At 43.1% G+C, this 14,106-nt stretch carries 16 protein-coding genes and 2 tRNA genes; 12 read left to right on the top strand and 6 right to left on the bottom strand.

Annotation, left to right across the window (positions count from 1 at the left end; all coding sequences use genetic code 11):
* Nucleotides 1-2 precede the first annotated feature (2 nt).
* The 3 genes from C0582_02955 (at nucleotide 3) to C0582_02945 (ending at nucleotide 1,898) form a co-directional block, all read left to right on the top strand.
* On the top strand, nucleotides 3-476 hold the full coding sequence (locus C0582_02955; protein PLX29837.1) for a hypothetical protein: 474 nt from the start codon (nucleotides 3-5) through the stop codon (nucleotides 474-476).
* A 267-nt stretch (nucleotides 477-743) separates the two neighbouring features.
* Nucleotides 744-1,244 carry a hypothetical protein gene (locus C0582_02950; protein PLX29836.1) on the top strand — a complete coding sequence of 167 codons (501 nt, stop codon included), beginning with the start codon at nucleotides 744-746 and terminating at the stop codon, nucleotides 1,242-1,244.
* A gap of 156 nt (nucleotides 1,245-1,400) precedes the next feature.
* Nucleotides 1,401-1,898, top strand: coding sequence for a hypothetical protein (locus C0582_02945; protein ID PLX29835.1), 498 nt, complete (start codon nucleotides 1,401-1,403; stop codon nucleotides 1,896-1,898).
* 81 nt (nucleotides 1,899-1,979) lie between these two features.
* On the opposite strand, the gene C0582_02940 is transcribed toward C0582_02945, so the two are convergent.
* Nucleotides 1,980-2,056: transfer RNA gene (locus C0582_02940), tRNA-His, on the bottom strand.
* A gap of 354 nt (nucleotides 2,057-2,410) precedes the next feature.
* Here C0582_02940 and C0582_02935 point away from each other — a divergent pair.
* The 4 genes from C0582_02935 to C0582_02920 all read left to right on the top strand — a co-directional run bounded on the left by C0582_02935 (nucleotide 2,411) and on the right by C0582_02920 (nucleotide 5,127).
* Nucleotides 2,411-3,589, top strand: a complete 1,179-nt coding sequence (locus C0582_02935; protein PLX29834.1) for a phage portal protein — start codon at nucleotides 2,411-2,413, stop codon at nucleotides 3,587-3,589.
* The gene (locus C0582_02930; GenBank protein ID PLX29833.1) at nucleotides 3,586-4,035 is read left to right on the top strand and encodes a hypothetical protein; all 450 of its coding nucleotides are present in this window, start codon (nucleotides 3,586-3,588) and stop codon (nucleotides 4,033-4,035) included. The genes C0582_02935 and C0582_02930 overlap by 4 nt, the downstream gene beginning before the upstream one ends.
* Nucleotides 4,036-4,263: 228 nt before the next feature.
* Nucleotides 4,264-4,608 carry a hypothetical protein gene (locus C0582_02925; protein PLX29838.1) on the top strand — a complete coding sequence of 115 codons (345 nt, stop codon included), beginning with the start codon at nucleotides 4,264-4,266 and terminating at the stop codon, nucleotides 4,606-4,608.
* Between the two features lie 9 nt (nucleotides 4,609-4,617).
* A complete protein-coding gene (locus C0582_02920) occupies nucleotides 4,618-5,127 on the top strand; it encodes a hypothetical protein (protein PLX29832.1) in 510 nt (169 codons plus the stop codon).
* Between the two features lie 31 nt (nucleotides 5,128-5,158).
* Here C0582_02920 and C0582_02915 read toward each other — a convergent pair whose 3' ends face one another.
* Nucleotides 5,159-6,670: a hypothetical protein gene (locus C0582_02915; GenBank protein ID PLX29831.1), complete on the bottom strand. Its 1,512-nt coding sequence runs from the start codon at nucleotides 6,668-6,670 to the stop codon at nucleotides 5,159-5,161.
* A 286-nt stretch (nucleotides 6,671-6,956) separates the two neighbouring features.
* Between C0582_02915 and C0582_02910 the strand changes: the two genes are divergently transcribed.
* A complete protein-coding gene (locus C0582_02910) occupies nucleotides 6,957-7,280 on the top strand; it encodes a hypothetical protein (protein PLX29830.1) in 324 nt (107 codons plus the stop codon).
* Between the two features lie 194 nt (nucleotides 7,281-7,474).
* Here C0582_02910 and C0582_02905 read toward each other — a convergent pair.
* The 3 genes from C0582_02905 to C0582_02895 form a co-directional block, all read right to left on the bottom strand.
* Nucleotides 7,475-7,567 (bottom strand) — tRNA-Ser (locus tag C0582_02905).
* A 90-nt stretch (nucleotides 7,568-7,657) separates the two neighbouring features.
* Nucleotides 7,658-8,392 carry a hypothetical protein gene (locus C0582_02900; GenBank protein PLX29829.1) on the bottom strand — a complete coding sequence of 245 codons (735 nt, stop codon included), beginning with the start codon at nucleotides 8,390-8,392 and terminating at the stop codon, nucleotides 7,658-7,660.
* Nucleotides 8,361-8,612: a hypothetical protein gene (locus C0582_02895; GenBank protein PLX29828.1), complete on the bottom strand. Its 252-nt coding sequence runs from the start codon at nucleotides 8,610-8,612 to the stop codon at nucleotides 8,361-8,363. Before C0582_02895 ends, C0582_02900 begins: the two co-directional genes overlap by 32 nt.
* A gap of 166 nt (nucleotides 8,613-8,778) precedes the next feature.
* Here C0582_02895 and C0582_02890 point away from each other — a divergent pair, with 166 nt between their 5' ends.
* The gene (locus C0582_02890; GenBank protein PLX29827.1) at nucleotides 8,779-11,175 is read left to right on the top strand and encodes a hypothetical protein; all 2,397 of its coding nucleotides are present in this window, start codon (nucleotides 8,779-8,781) and stop codon (nucleotides 11,173-11,175) included.
* Between the two features lie 265 nt (nucleotides 11,176-11,440).
* Here C0582_02890 and C0582_02885 read toward each other — a convergent pair whose 3' ends face one another.
* Entirely contained in the window at nucleotides 11,441-11,644 is a 204-nt protein-coding gene (locus tag C0582_02885; protein ID PLX29826.1) for a hypothetical protein, read from the bottom strand.
* Between the two features lie 20 nt (nucleotides 11,645-11,664).
* Between C0582_02885 and C0582_02880 the strand changes: the two genes are divergently transcribed.
* The 3 genes from C0582_02880 to C0582_02870 all read left to right on the top strand — a co-directional run.
* Nucleotides 11,665-12,324 (top strand): hypothetical protein, encoded by a 660-nt coding sequence (locus C0582_02880; GenBank protein ID PLX29825.1) that lies wholly within the window; start codon nucleotides 11,665-11,667, stop codon nucleotides 12,322-12,324.
* Nucleotides 12,287-13,771 (top strand): hypothetical protein, encoded by a 1,485-nt coding sequence (locus C0582_02875; GenBank protein PLX29824.1) that lies wholly within the window; start codon nucleotides 12,287-12,289, stop codon nucleotides 13,769-13,771. Before C0582_02880 ends, C0582_02875 begins: the two co-directional genes overlap by 38 nt.
* Before the next feature lie 134 nt (nucleotides 13,772-13,905).
* On the top strand, nucleotides 13,906-14,106 hold a 201-nt coding region (locus tag C0582_02870), incomplete at its 3' end, for a hypothetical protein (protein PLX29823.1).

Genomic DNA, 14,106 nt, shown 5'->3' with positions numbered 1-14,106 from the left:
GCCTGCCCCAGCTTAAGAAGATTGAAAAGGGTTTCTTATATAAAAATCAAAGTTTAAAGACCCTGACGCTGAGCCTGCCCCAGCTTAATCAGGTTGGAGATTGGTTCTTATCTAAGAATGAAAGTTTAAAAACTGTAACGCTGAGTCTGCCGCAGCTTACGCAGGTTGGAGATTTTTTCTTATATAGCAATCGAAGGTTGGAGGCCCTATCGCTGAACTTGCCCCAGCTTAAGCAGGTTGAAGATTATTTCTTATATAATTGTGAACAATTAAAATCCGTTGACTTGAGGTCTTTATTAAAGTTGGAAAAAGTAGAGGCTGTGTACCTCATTCTGCGCAACTCAGCAGTTAATACCTTTATGGGAAATATGCCCAAGTTAGAGGAAGTTTTGATCGATGCCCGCCCGAAAGAATTTTTTAAAGAGTTACTGAAGGACAAGCATGATTTATTGCCCAAGTTCAAGGTTGTTGCTTAGTTTTCTTATGGGATGAATGAGATTCTCACGCGCCATGCTGGCGCTCAGAATGACGATTCAAAATAAATGCCCTCGCAAGGGCGATTTCTATACACGTCATCCTGAGGAGAAACATCGTTTCGACGTGAGGATCTAGAGAGATTGCCACAGTCGTTTCACTCCTTCGCAATGACCAAGAAGTAGGGAAGGAGATTGGATGGGGAAAATTTTTGGTTGACATATTTGTGATAAATTAGCAACTATATCTTCACATTTGTGGAGTTTTGTATGCAATGTTTTGTTCTGACGTTCTTTTTATGTCTCCTAAATGTTCACGCCGCTGATCCCGAAAAGACATTTGTGCCGATAGAAGCTGAAGAGCCAGCAACAGGGTTTCAGCTGTCCAGTTCTGGGGCTGAAAATTCAGATACTGATTCTGATTACTCTGATGTTGAAATGGTGCCTCCTCTTGGAGAGGCAAGTGGTGGTGATGGCGCTGGTGCGGCAGCAGCAGCGGCAGGAAGTACCCACCATGAAGAGTTGATGCACTGTCCGCATTATAGAGCTACTTACAGAGAAGCCGTAAAGGCTGCTTTGGCTTCTGTTTCCACCGATGAAAAGCCAATAGTTCTGACAAAGGAACTGAGCAACTTGCTGAATGAAGACCCTAATAACAGAACGGGGGCCTCTGGACAGGATTTTCAAGAACGGGTAAATGAACCGGAACAAAAGTTATCTTTTAAAAATAGAATGATGGTTTGGTTTGGATCTATGATGGGGCGCCGGTAAATCTTGTCAAAGTTACGTTTTAATAGGTTTTTTTCCAGTGATCTATTTTTTCTCAGTCACTGGGCTCAGAGGAAATTGACTAAATATATTGACGGTTAAGTAAAATAGCTTTTTAATTCATGATGATTTTCTAGTGGGGAGATTATGAAATTTCTAATGCCTTTAATTATTTCTGTTTCAATGGGTGCATCTTTTGCCTTTGCTATGGATCCCGATCCCACCGGGGTAGACATGCAAACGAGATATATTTCTCGGGCAACATCTGTAGAGGTTGCGGAAATTATGGCGCGACCAGAACCCACTGCAGAAGAGCGGCATCGTGAGAATCAAATTCATGCACTTATTAATCAGACTATAGAAAAGGCCCATAACCAATGGAGGGACATTGCACAGCAACGTCGGGCCTGCATCTATCAGCTCCAACTGCACACAGCAGATTTGCTGAAACAAGTGGATGGCTTTATTGGTACACAACAGACTCAAAATAAGGGCATTATAATTTTTGCAAAGGGGCTATGTTTACAAAATCCATCACCAGAGAATTTGGAAATTTTAGAAATATCTTTAAACAATGCCATTGAATTCAATACTTTAGGACATCAAATCCGCAGTCTGGTCCGTTCAGATTATTTCAAGCAACTCATTGATGTCTGACATATTGAAGAGTCAAATATAAACGATACCCAAGTCGTGAAGCATTGTGTTTAAGTGGTATGTATATAGGGGATAATATTATGGGGCGAGTGATGGGGTTTGAACCCACGGCCTCCAGTGCCACAAACTGGCGCTCTAACCAACTGAGCTACACCCGCCGTCTGCATTCTTGTTTACCTGTCTCTAGGCAGAACGTCAATATTTTAATGAAGCGTTGATGATAGCAGCCTGAATAAGATTGCCGCGTTGGCATTACATGCCGCCTCGCAATGACGAAAAACACACGTCATCCTGAGGAACGCAGTGACGTGAGGATCTAGAGAGCCTGCCGCGTTGGGACTATGCCCCGCCTCGCAATGACGATTAAAAATAAAAAACACCGCCTCGCAAGGGCGAAGAAATAATACACCCCTCTCAATGAGGGGTTTTTTTATGCACTCCTTCGTAATGACGATTTCTATAGGGCGAAGAAAAATAAAAAACACATTAATCAACAAAGAAAGGAAGATCCCATGTTTCAATGGTTTCAACACAAATCAACACGTCCAAAGCACAGACCGGCGATTATGGCGGTTAATGGCGGCACGGCTAGTAAGGATATGTCCCAGAGTTATTGGGACCTGTGCCAAGAAGGCTATGGCAAAAACAGTATTGTGTATCGCGCCATTAATATGATTGCTCATAATTTAGCCAGTGTGGCCTGGCAGGTGCCAAAGGGATGGACGCTGCCTTTGCAAAAACAATGGCAAGCCACGTTAAAAAAACCCAATGCAACGCAATCTTGGGCCAGCTTTATGGAAACAGTGACCAGTTATTTGCTGCTTTCAGGCAATACTTATATTGAGCGGTTTCATTGCGCCGAGACTGGAAAGCTAGAATTATTTGTACTGCGGCCGGATCGGGTAACGATTGTGCCAGGACCATATGGCATTCCCCATAGCTACCGTTATGAAGTGGAAGGAAAGAAGCGAACCATTCCAGTGGATGGTCAGACCGGCGCCTCAAATTTGCTGCACATTAAGTTCTTCCATCCGCACAATGATTGGTATGGCCTGAGCCCTTTGCAGGCAGCGGCTTTGGCAATCGATCAAGCCAATGCCATGGGCCAACATAATGTGACCTTATTGAATGATGGCGGCCGGTCGACTGGTGCTCTGGTGATGAAACAACCCGATCATAGCTTGCCAATGACTGAAGAACAACGTGAACACTTGAAGCAAGAGCTTAATGAGGCTTATGGCGGCGCCAGCCAAGCCGGCAAGATGATGGTACTTGAAGGAGATATGGAATGGCGTGAAATGGGGCTGAGCCCTAAGGATTTAGATTTTCTGACCGGCAAACAAATGGCCGCACGGGAAGTTGCACAAACGTTTGGGGTGCCGCCTATGTTGGTGGGTGTGCCGGGAGATGCCACCTTTGCCAACTATAAAGAAGCTCGGTTTCACCTATGGGAAGATACCATTATTCCCCTTCTGAATCGGATTATGGCCGAATTTTCTGGATGGGTGAACGAGGAGGGCGATGGTTTTGGGTTTGACTCTGAATCGATTTCAGCCCTGACCTTTCGCCGCGAATCCATTTGGGAGCGCCTGCAAAATGCTGACTTTCTAACCACGGATGAAAAACGCGCCGCCGTCGGCTACGGGCCAATGGCGTCAAAAAAACCAAGTGACCAAAGGAAAGAGACATGAGACCCCATCCTATTGATTTAAATGACTGGCAGGCTGATTTTTTCAGCTTTCAAGAACAGATCTCCCTTCAGGGGATGGGACAGATCCAGCGAACCATTGAGGGCGATCGTGTTTATCTGGGCCCCTTGAAAACACAGCCGCTTTATCGAGTTGACATCACTTTTGAAACCCAGCGATTCAATCCCGCTCTGCAGGTGAGTCAAGGCGATGAGATTGACTTAACACTGACCCAATCCTGGCAAGATGCCAAAGGAGACCTGAGATCAGAAGACAGTCGCACATGGCCACGCCGGCATTGGCACCAAGGAAGTTTGCGGATTGTGACCGCTACAAGCATATTCCGGAAATGCAGAACCCGCTTGAGAGATGGTTTGAAACTGCTGTTGATTTCAGCAGTGTGCGCTATCAACCACGCCTCCAGGGACTGGTTGAAGACGTGCAGCTGACCTTTCAACCCGACTCGATGATGACCCGTGGCAAGATTGTGATCTGCGAACGGCCGCTCAAACCAACACCAGAACCAACAACCTAAAAAGGAGAAAAAAAAGATGTTAACAATATTAGGATCATTCATTGGATTTTTGGGAAGTGTTTTTCCCGATATCGTGAAGTATTTTCAAGATCAACAAGATAAAGGCCACGAGCTGAAATTGTTTGACCGCCAAATTGAAGTGATGAAACTGAATCATCGCTTTCGGGCCCAAGAAATGCGCGACATGATTGATGTGGTTGAAACCCAAGGGATTTATCGACCGATTGCCCAAACGAAAATTAAATGGGTTGATGCCTTAGCGGCCAGTGTGCGGCCAGTGATTACCTACGTCTTTTTTGCTTTGTATGCAACGGTGAAATGGGCCCAGGTTAAAAAACTTTTGATCGTCACTGACCACATGACCATTAGCACCGCTTTGATGCGTGCTTGGCATGAAGAAGACCAAGCTCTGTTTGCTGCGGTGATGTCTTTTTGGTTTGGTCAACGCGCCCTTCGACAACAGCGCCGTGCTCGGTCAAAATCATAAGGAGAAAAGATGACTCACCAAAAAGAACCTGTGATTTTAGGAGATAATCACTGTGATGTGCTTACGCAAGCGGCCACGTTTATCAGCCCGTTTGAGAGCTTCCGCCGCTATCGATACTTTTGTCCAGCTGGACGGATCACCATTGGCTATGGCCATGTGGTTCTGCCCCATGAAACAGTGGTTGAACCCCTGGATAAAGCCCAAGCAGAAAAGCTTTTGATGGCCGATTTAGCCCGGTGCAAACGACAGTTGGACCAATTGGTGGATGTGGAGTTGACGGTTTTACAAGAAGTGGCGTTACTGTCTTTTATTTTTAATGTCGGCGCGATGGCGTTTCAACGATCAACGCTGCGGCAAAAACTTAACCGCGACCTTCATGACGAGGTGGTGCCCGAGTTTTATCGCTGGACCAAAGCCCGGGGTCGTCGGTTGAAAGGCCTGGTTCGCCGGCGCGATGCCGAGGCCAAACTCTATGCTGCAGGGACGATCGATGATGAAGAAGTGTGGGGCGGGTTTTGAAAATCACTTCCAAAAAAGCCCATGCCTTCGATCAAGAATCTTTGAGGCTTGCCAGAAGAGCCTGGTTGAGCACAAAGGTTCTTCCCTTAGCGCCGATGCCACATTGTTTTATTATATTCCCTGTGCTCTCTTCTATTTGGAAATGCTCTTCCAGCATATTGCACAATGAAAAGAAAAGAATATTTGCTTTATCTGTTTTGCCTTTTTTGTGGAGATAGTCACAATAAACCAAAACCCGCTTCGCTGCTTGTTGTAAAGAGTGATAGATAGGGTTGCTTGTAATCTTCATGAGAGTCTCATTTCTTTTTAATAAAAGCTTTTTTTGAGACTGTTCGAAAATTTCACCTGCTTTTTCAAACTGCTCCTCAAAAAGCCTTTGAGCCTCTTCTTGTTGCAACTGAGCAATGCCTGAAGGTGCCATAATCGTTTCGAGGGTTTTTTCAAGCTTGGTTCTAAGGGCGGGGTTGATCTCTGCATGGGGACTGTCGATCCCGTAATCCATGACAGATTCATTACGAACAGAGTAACCGCTGCGTGTGCGCGCATCAGCGCCTTGACTATGACGTTGGTTGATGGCATCCATCCGGGCGGTAATTTCGTTTAAGAAATTAAGATTTTCTTGGGTTAATCTGCGGGGTGGTTGAGAAGAAAATACGGCTGCTGCTGAAGCCTGAGCACTACCAGCTGCGGCGGCGGCGCCATTCTCTGTTAAAAGTTCTTCTGCAAGGAGGCACTGGTGAGAAGGGAGATTCGCCAAAATTTCATCCTTAGGAATGCCCATATCTGAAAATTCTTTGATCATAGCCGCTAATACTTGACGTGCTTCGTCAATATCACCCATTGGCCCGCTAGCTGCCGCCGCTTCTCCCTCTGTGTCTTCAACAGGAGATGGACGTAGCTTGTACGCTGGTTGCAGAGCAGAGGCTGTGAGCTTTGTCGTCAGGGCCTGATAAAAATCGGGGAAAACGGGTTGGTTTTTGCCAGAAGCTTGGATCTGGATATCACCATACAATAAGGCAACAATGGTCCAGTTATTAAAAGCGATTTGCCCTTTTTTGCCGTTAAAGCTACCTTGAACTTGTTCAAATATTCTTCGGCTTTCTTCGGAGACCTGTGCTGCTTCAGAAGAACAAGCTCTGAGTTGATCTGTGATTGAAGGCTCATAACCATTGGCTTGAGTAATTTCATGAGCCAATGTCTCTAAAAGATAATCACTATAGGCGCGGACAAGCTGGCCAGCACGCTGCGTGTCTTGTGCCAAGGGCGTTATCTTTTCTGTGATGAACTGCGCAGCAAAAGCAGGAAGATAGTGATCTACCCGTTGATTGAACCCTGGAAAATACGGATAGTAATCCGGATGGGTTATCGCAAAGTCTGTGAATCGGCTTGTTAGATGCTCGGATAACTGTTTGAGAGAGTCGTAGGTGGCAAGGTATACGCCTTTTTCCTCTTGCGTCAAACGATCATAGTCAATTTGAGCTAATGAGGGGAACATGAGAAAGAGTATAATAATAAAAACTTTTAGTTTTAATTTCAGGTACATGTTTATTTAATCATCAATATTTATTAGATATGTAGAGATTTAGATATTATTCGTCAATATATCGTCATTAATTTGTTAATAATTTTATAAAGATATTGATATTTTCTCACCAAAAATAGAGTTTGAGAGAAGTAAACGATTTATTTTATTTTTTTTTAGAATTTATTTAAAGTAAATTGTTTAGAATAAACAAAAAGATATAACTTATATTATTTTTTTTAATGTTTCTTTATTATTTTTTCACAATTTACTCTTTAAAATAAGAGTATATAGCAAGGAGGCTGTGATGAGATATTTAGGAACACGAAACAATTTTAATATTTATAAACTTTTTCTTTTGATGGGATTTTTTTCTAGTGGATTAGGACTGGACGTGAACGCTAACGCTAACGCCAATGCAGAACAATCTTCTAATAGTTTTGACGAGGAAAGTCGTAATAAAAAAACTCAAACTATAAAATCTACAGCTATCAATTCGAGGGATTTAAACAATACCGCACAAAAAGAAACCCAAGGTTGCATCCGGGTTGTATATGAAGTGCCAGAAAAAGAAGATCAAAGGCCGCTAACGCCGCTGCAAAGCATTAATCGAATGTTATATAGACGGTAGCGTTAAAGGCTGCTGAGGCCAAGTGTAAGGAGTGGGATTTGTTAGCTGCGGTTTGAAAAAGCTGTGCTAACGCCTATCACTTTTTGCGGGTCAATTCTTGGATAAGGCTTTCCTCCCCGATCAATTCCATTTCAAAAATATCAAGACTCAAGTCATGCGCATGCTTGCTCCCTTGATGATCTATCTTTTGAAAATGGCGGAGGGAGGGGGATTCGAACCCCCGATACGGATATGATCCGTATAACGGTTTAGCAAACCGCCGCTTTCAGCCACTCAGCCACCCCTCCATGGGTGTACAATTGGTATAAAGCTTAGGATGGGATCCTGTCAAGTGTAACCCTTATAGAAAGCGGTTATTTTTAAAGGTATAGAGGGTCTTAAGCTTTTGAGGAAAGAGCTTGCTTTTGAAGCGCTTTGAGCGTGAGCAGTATGTCAATCAACAGATCAACGCCCGCAAAATGCTGCTGACTGACAGATGTGGCTTTGTTGGTGTTGCCTTCAAGACCATGAAGATGCTTTTGAAGCTTTTGTAGAGATTCTAAGGTTTTTGAATCTTGGCTTAGGTGATCAATGGCAACGGGCAAGCTTTCGTAGTTATTGGCGCTGGGCGGATAATAGCAGGCTTCATAAAGGGTTTTGATGTTATCTTCAATTCGACGAATGCACTTTTCAAGATACTCGATTTCTTCAGGGGAGTAGGCCTTTGCATGATGACGAATTGTCTTGAGGTTATGCAAGGCCGTGTTGGTGCCATCATGATGAATGCGCGCTAATAAATCATATAATTTGGCCAACTCAACTTTAAATGCTTTTGATTGGTAGGCTTGAGGATGTTGGGATTTGTAAAATTTATTGAGAGAGAGGTAATAAATCTTCTGCTGTTCTGGAGTTTTGATTTTGACTTGCGCTAGAAAATGAAGGACATCCTCTCGCTCTTGCCACCAATTTTGCAAGTTTTTAGGCGTGATGAAATACTTTCTGATAACAGGCCTTAGGTTATACAGTGGATGAATTTTTGTTTTATAACTACGATCCCCATTCAGGCGGCGATTGAGCACCTCCAAAAAAACCCGTTGAAGTTCAGGCGGATATTGTTTGAGCTGGGTGCGCAAGTGAGACCCTGCCTTGTAAGCTTTTTTTTTGCGCGGCAGTTAAGCAGGACTTGTGCAGCCTATCTTCTTCTAAGAGAGCAGCTGCTGCCCGGGGGAGAGATTTTTTACACACACTGCGGCGAAAAAAATAATGCTTATAAATAGATGTTGGATCATTTTGAGTACTGATCAAAATGAAGCCGATGGACAACCCTATAAATAAAAAAATTAGAAATCTCATTTAAACCGTCTATTTAATAATGGTAAAATCAATCAGTGCTTTTGTTAAGGAATTTTTCTAACCAACCCAGGCTTTTTTCTAATTAAAGTTTAATTATTATTTTTTTTCAAAACCATTCATTAGATCAGATCCCAGATAAAGCGGAGTGTAACATGGAACATATTCAATGAAAAAATTTATATTTGTTTTTTTGAGCGTCTGTAATCTTTGCTTTACAGCGACAGCAGGGAGCAAATCACAGGTTGAGAATAAGATCCTTGCTGACAAGGAGGCACCCGCTAAAAGTTCCAGAAGGAATGGAGATGAGGATACCCCAGATGCAAAGAAAGAAAAGAGAGGGGAAGCGCGTGCGGCTGCTGTCGTTCAAAGAAGAGAAGAGCCCTTATTCTCAGAGGCTGAAGAAGAATCGGCAACCTCCACTGTTGAGTCTCTAGACGATGATTCTCACCCACTGGAAAGCGAGAGTAGCAGGTCTCCCTCGCCAGAAGTTATAGCTTCTCAGAAGGAAGAGAAAGGAAAGGATGTTATGATGACATCTTTTGTCTCTGGAGGCGTGCGGGCAGAAGCAAATTTTGTTCCACGGTCTCAGGTGGGGGTGAGTATGCATCGTCGCACAACAAGTGATGCTGCCAAAATTAATCTTGATTCCGCGCGTTTTGCTGGGATGCCCCCTATGTTTTTCCCAGATGAGAGGGCTCAAATTCCTACTGTTTTTCGATATAATAAACCAACTATACATACTGAAACAATACAGCAATTTATCGTTGAATATTCAAAGCCTTCTTTCATGAACGAAGCGGGGTGGGATCAAGAAAAAGTTGAGATTGATTCTTTCTATAGCCTGGATGGAGTTTTGCAGCCTTATCTAAACCATGTTGCCTGTAAGATTAAGAGAATTGTTCAGGAGCATAAGCGCACCTTCAATGCTTTTATTTGCTACAAATGGCCGGGTGATCAGGGAGAACGAGGCGAGCTGCAGCGAAAAATCAAGCTTATGCGGACTTTTTTTAGAGGATCGGGTTTAGCGGCGACAATGGACGTTGTTAACAACAAGTCTGGCAAGATCTCGGTGTACCGGGAGACCTTGAAAGAGACGGATATGATTATTTTTCTTGTTACGAAAGAGTCTATTGAATCAGCCCGTGAATGGAAGAAAGAAAAGGAAGAGCAAGCGCAAGTTAGCGGGACTGGTAGCTCATCAGAACAAAAAAACAATCTATGGAAGGAGCTTGATACCATTCAAAAACGTTTGGGTCTTGAGGGGAAAATGCCAGGGGAAAAACAACAATTGATTTATCCATTGCTGATGGAGCCAATAGAGAAAGTGTCGGAAAAATTGCAAGATATATGGCCTGAGGACTTTATCTATCATGACATTCATGGAGAAAAGCTAATAGAAGTATTGCCTGAATTTGTTATTCAAGCGTGGTCTAACTATTTCGAGCCACACAGCAAGTTTTGTGAGGCAATAAAGGGCATAATGAGTAGACTTGAGCAAGAGAAAGAAAGGTATAATAATCGCCTTGAAGGGGTTAAAGAAGCCTTAGAAGCTATCAAGGGAGGAGCAATCTCGGGAGCAAGCGCCGATGATGACGCTGCGGATGGGTCAAAAGAAGCCGTGGAAGTCGCAGCCATTTTGAAAGATGTATCTATAGTCGAAAAGCTTCCAAAAAATTTAAAACTATGCCTTGAGAGCTATTGCATGCAGCAAAAAATTAAAAAGCTAGGGAATCTATATACGAGGGTTGCTGCTAACCACGAGCTTCCCACTCAGACTTCTAGTAAACCATCTCCTTCAAATGCTTATGATCTTTACTTTGCGCAAAAAAGTTTACAGTCAGATGTAGAAGTGTATCAAAAAGGTTTCTCAGGGCTGGGGATTTATCACTTTGTGATGGCGCAAAAATTTCATGCTATTCAGCCCACTGAAGAATTATTGTCCTCTGAAGAAGCTGAGACGAGCGTTTTGAAATTTCATGATGGATATGCTTATGGAAACATTGCTTTTAAAGCCTATGAATGGGCACTTAAGTGTTTTGATCACTGTCGTGATAACATGAATGGCGCAGATTTTTTTAGGGCGTTGTGCCATGAAGGCCGGGGGCACTTATTAATAAGCAACCGTGTTGGAGATCCTTGGGAAATGGGAGAAAATTATGAAAAAGCCACTGTTCAACTGGCAAAAGAAGAGTTTGAATGTTCTTTAAAGATTCACGGCTCACTCAGTAAAAGTGCTTATCAGCTTGCTCAGATAGCGGGCATCTCTGGCAATGATGGGGAGATTTTAAAGTATACAGCTCAATGGCAGCGCTCCTCTAAGGAATACCAACCTCTTTTAAGAAAAGTGAAAGAAGCGGCTGCGGGAGAAGATCCACAGCTTGTAACCTGTAAAGAAGATCTGTCTACTGCTGCAGAGCAATTTAGCGACGTACATGAGAAAGTCATGTCTTTCCTTGCAGGAACAGTTGAAAGAGCAGGCGAGCATGGTCAACGTGCCAGGGAAATTCTTGCAAGACAACAGTCGTTTGTTTGCGAAGATGACAGTGTTTTCCTTCCTAACTAGTGAAATGATGTGGTCAGGTAATTAGATGAACGGCTTTGAAAACCCGTTGACGTTTAGGTAGGTATTTCTTGAGCTGGGCGCGCAAGTGAAGCCCTGCTTTGTAAGCTTTTTTTACGCGGCAGTTAAGCAGGATTTGTGCAGCCTATCTTCTTCTCATAAACGTCTATCTAATGATGGGAAAATCAAACGGTAATGTTGTTAATCTGTTCTTTTATCAGGGCGTTTTTTACCCTACTCAGATTTTTTTCTAATTAAAGTTTAATTTTTATTTTTTTTCAAAACCATTCATCAGGCCAAATCTCAGATAAAATAAAGTGTAACATAGAACATATTCAATGAAAAAATTTATCTTTGTTTTTTTGAGCATCAGTAGTCTTTGCTTTACAGCGACAGCAGCTGGGGATGGCCCTCCAGTCACAAAGAAAGTAAAAGGAGTAGATAAAGCGTCAGAAAAAGAAAAGGCTACCACGATGACGGCCGTTGTTGGGGATGAGAGTTCAGCCAGTGCTGCCCCTCGGGCTGGGGAGGGAGAGGGTATGCCTCGTCCGCACAGTGAGTGCTCCTGCCGCTTCCACGTCCCCAGCTGATAGGCAACTTCCTGTCTTTAAATTCAAGGCAGTTAAGGAAGTTATCCCTCTTGAAACGCTGCAGCAATTTATCGTTGAATATGCAACCCTCTATAAAAAGACCGAAAAAAAAGAGATTAAGATCCCTTTTGGCTCTTTATTTGGGCTGGGTGGGGTTTTACAGCCCTATGTCAATCAAGCTGCTCATAACATTGGACAGATCATCAAGAAGCATAACTGTGCCCTCAATGCTTTCATTTGTTACAAATGGCCGGGTGATGAGAAAGAAAAAGAAGATCTGCAGCGGGAAATCAAGCTTATGCGGACTCTTTTTAGAGGAGCGGGTTTAGCGGCGACAATGGACATTGTTGACAACAATTCTGGCACTATCTTAAGCTTCCGGCAGACCTTGAAAGAGACAGATGTGATTATTGTTCTTATTACTGAAAAGTTTATTAACTCAGCCCTTAACTGGAAGACAAAAAGAGCCGAGCAAGCGGAACTTAGAAGAGCTCTAGACCCTTCAGCTAGTGTAGACATTACTGATGCAGAAGAAGGAACCAAATCTATGGCTGGAGCTTGATACCATTCAAGAGCGGCTTGATCTTGAGAAACGTACCCGAAGAAAAAGCGCGCAACAGTTGATTTATCCATTGCTGATGGAGCCAATAGATGGAGTGTACAAAAAATTGCACGATATATGGTCCCAGAGTTTTATCATTTATGATATATCGACACCAAAATTACGGCAGACCTTGCCAGGGTTTGTTATTAAGTTATGGTGTGACTCCTTTGAAAATAACCCCTTTGGCGAACCAATTATTACGTTGTTGAGAAAAGAAGAAGAAGAATTTAAAAAGCACCTTGATTGCTTTTTTTGGCCTATCTCAGAAATTTTACAGGAGGCGGCGGCACCACAAGTTCTGAATTACACAGACCTCTTTAAAACGGAGGTGAGAATTAAAAGTCTTTTGAGCAATGAGCGCTTATCAAAAGAGGCGCGCTTGGATTTAAGTTTATGCTTCAATGCTTATTGTTCGCATCAATACATTACAGCTTTGGAAAATTTATATACAAAAGCTACTGCGTTCCAGAGGGTTCATGCTCCTCTTCCGGATGATTCTGCCTCTTCTCACTTAGGGCCACCCCAACGTACCTTTTCTTTTGAGAGTAGTGGTTTGAGTAGCCCTATGCCTGCCAGTCAGGAGAGTGATTTGATGCAGATGTTTGTTGAAAAACCACCTCTTCATAATGCCTACGAGGTTTATTTTGGTCAAAAAAGTTTCACTCCTGAGGGCCACATATTTCAAAAAGACTCTTTGGGGCTGGGCATATATCATTTTTATATGGCGGAAAAATTAAAAGGTATTCAATCTACTGCGCCTGAAGAAAATTGGGCTACTTTAAAATTCCATGATGGATATGCTTCTGGTAACATTGCCTTTGAAGCCTATGAAAGAGCGCTTAAGTATCTATCCCACTGTCTCCTCATGGAGGGCGTGACGGGCGTAGAATTTTTCATGTCGAAGTGCTATGAAGGCCGAGGGCACTTGTTAAGGAAGAGGCGTGTTGGAGATCCTTGGGAACTGGGAGAAAGTTATAAAAAACTCGCAGTTAAACAGGCAAAAAAAGAATTGCTAATGGCAACAAAGATAGACGGTGCAGAGAGCAACCAAGTCTTTTATCAACTGATAAGAGTTACTGATTCTCACAACCTTGAAGAGGTTGTTTGCTGGGTGGGGAAATGGCAACACTCGGCTGAGAAATATGCAGATGTTTTAAAGTGGATGGAAGAGGTTAAAGGCACGCAAGAGCCAAGATTCAAGGAGTATGAACAAGATCTATCTACAGCAGTAGCTTACTATCAGGAATTTTATAAAGAAGTTCTATTGTTACGTGACAGACGACGCAAAAAGATTCTTGCTCTGCTCCAAGAAATCGATTCGCTTCAGAGTACAAGACCTTCCAGTTCTTCCAGAAGGCAAGTGCCATGTGAAGAGGGGAATGGGGAGCAGGCTTTGAGTGCATAAGTTGATCTATCGTTCCCGAGGCTGGGACACATCTTTTACTTCCTAGACGTATATTATCATTCTCTTTGATGCCCCCCTTATTTGAGTGGGGGCTAACTTATTTTTAAACTAATTTTTAACCATAGGAGCATTCAATGCAGACGCGTTTATATGAAAAAAGGCCAGGCTATTGCCCAAAACCTAGTCAACAGAGGCGGGGGGTTCCCATTGTTTTATCAACGCTTAAACCTAAAATCGATCATATGCCTGAGTCAATCACCTTGTCCTGTGAGATGTTTATTAAGCAAAGACCTATTCACATCAATCTTGAGGCCATCACCGACACGCATTCGGCT

The organism is Alphaproteobacteria bacterium (assembly GCA_002869105.1).
GTDB lineage: Bacteria > Pseudomonadota > Alphaproteobacteria > UBA7879 > UBA7879 > UBA7879.
The sequence above is the reverse complement of the archived record's forward strand: the minus strand, read 5'-3'. Positions and strand labels throughout refer to the sequence as shown.

What these genes read in the sequence shown, in the direction of transcription:
- C0582_02950 (PLX29836.1), top strand. Translation starts at nt 744, where the DNA reads ATGCAATGTTTTGTTCTGACGTTCTTTTTATGTCTCCTAAATGTTCAC.
- C0582_02945 (PLX29835.1), top strand. Translation starts at nt 1,401, where the DNA reads ATGCCTTTAATTATTTCTGTTTCAATGGGTGCATCTTTTGCCTTTGCT.
- C0582_02935 (PLX29834.1), top strand. Translation starts at nt 2,411, where the DNA reads ATGTTTCAATGGTTTCAACACAAATCAACACGTCCAAAGCACAGACCG.
- C0582_02930 (PLX29833.1), top strand. Translation starts at nt 3,586, where the DNA reads ATGAGACCCCATCCTATTGATTTAAATGACTGGCAGGCTGATTTTTTC.
- C0582_02925 (PLX29838.1), top strand. Translation starts at nt 4,264, where the DNA reads ATGAAACTGAATCATCGCTTTCGGGCCCAAGAAATGCGCGACATGATT.
- C0582_02920 (PLX29832.1), top strand. Translation starts at nt 4,618, where the DNA reads ATGACTCACCAAAAAGAACCTGTGATTTTAGGAGATAATCACTGTGAT.
- C0582_02915 (PLX29831.1), bottom strand. Translation starts at nt 6,670, where the DNA reads ATGTACCTGAAATTAAAACTAAAAGTTTTTATTATTATACTCTTTCTC.
- C0582_02910 (PLX29830.1), top strand. Translation starts at nt 6,957, where the DNA reads ATGAGATATTTAGGAACACGAAACAATTTTAATATTTATAAACTTTTT.
- C0582_02895 (PLX29828.1), bottom strand. Translation starts at nt 8,612, where the DNA reads ATGAGATTTCTAATTTTTTTATTTATAGGGTTGTCCATCGGCTTCATT.
- C0582_02890 (PLX29827.1), top strand. Translation starts at nt 8,779, where the DNA reads ATGAAAAAATTTATATTTGTTTTTTTGAGCGTCTGTAATCTTTGCTTT.
- C0582_02880 (PLX29825.1), top strand. Translation starts at nt 11,665, where the DNA reads ATGAGAGTTCAGCCAGTGCTGCCCCTCGGGCTGGGGAGGGAGAGGGTA.
- C0582_02875 (PLX29824.1), top strand. Translation starts at nt 12,287, where the DNA reads ATGCAGAAGAAGGAACCAAATCTATGGCTGGAGCTTGATACCATTCAA.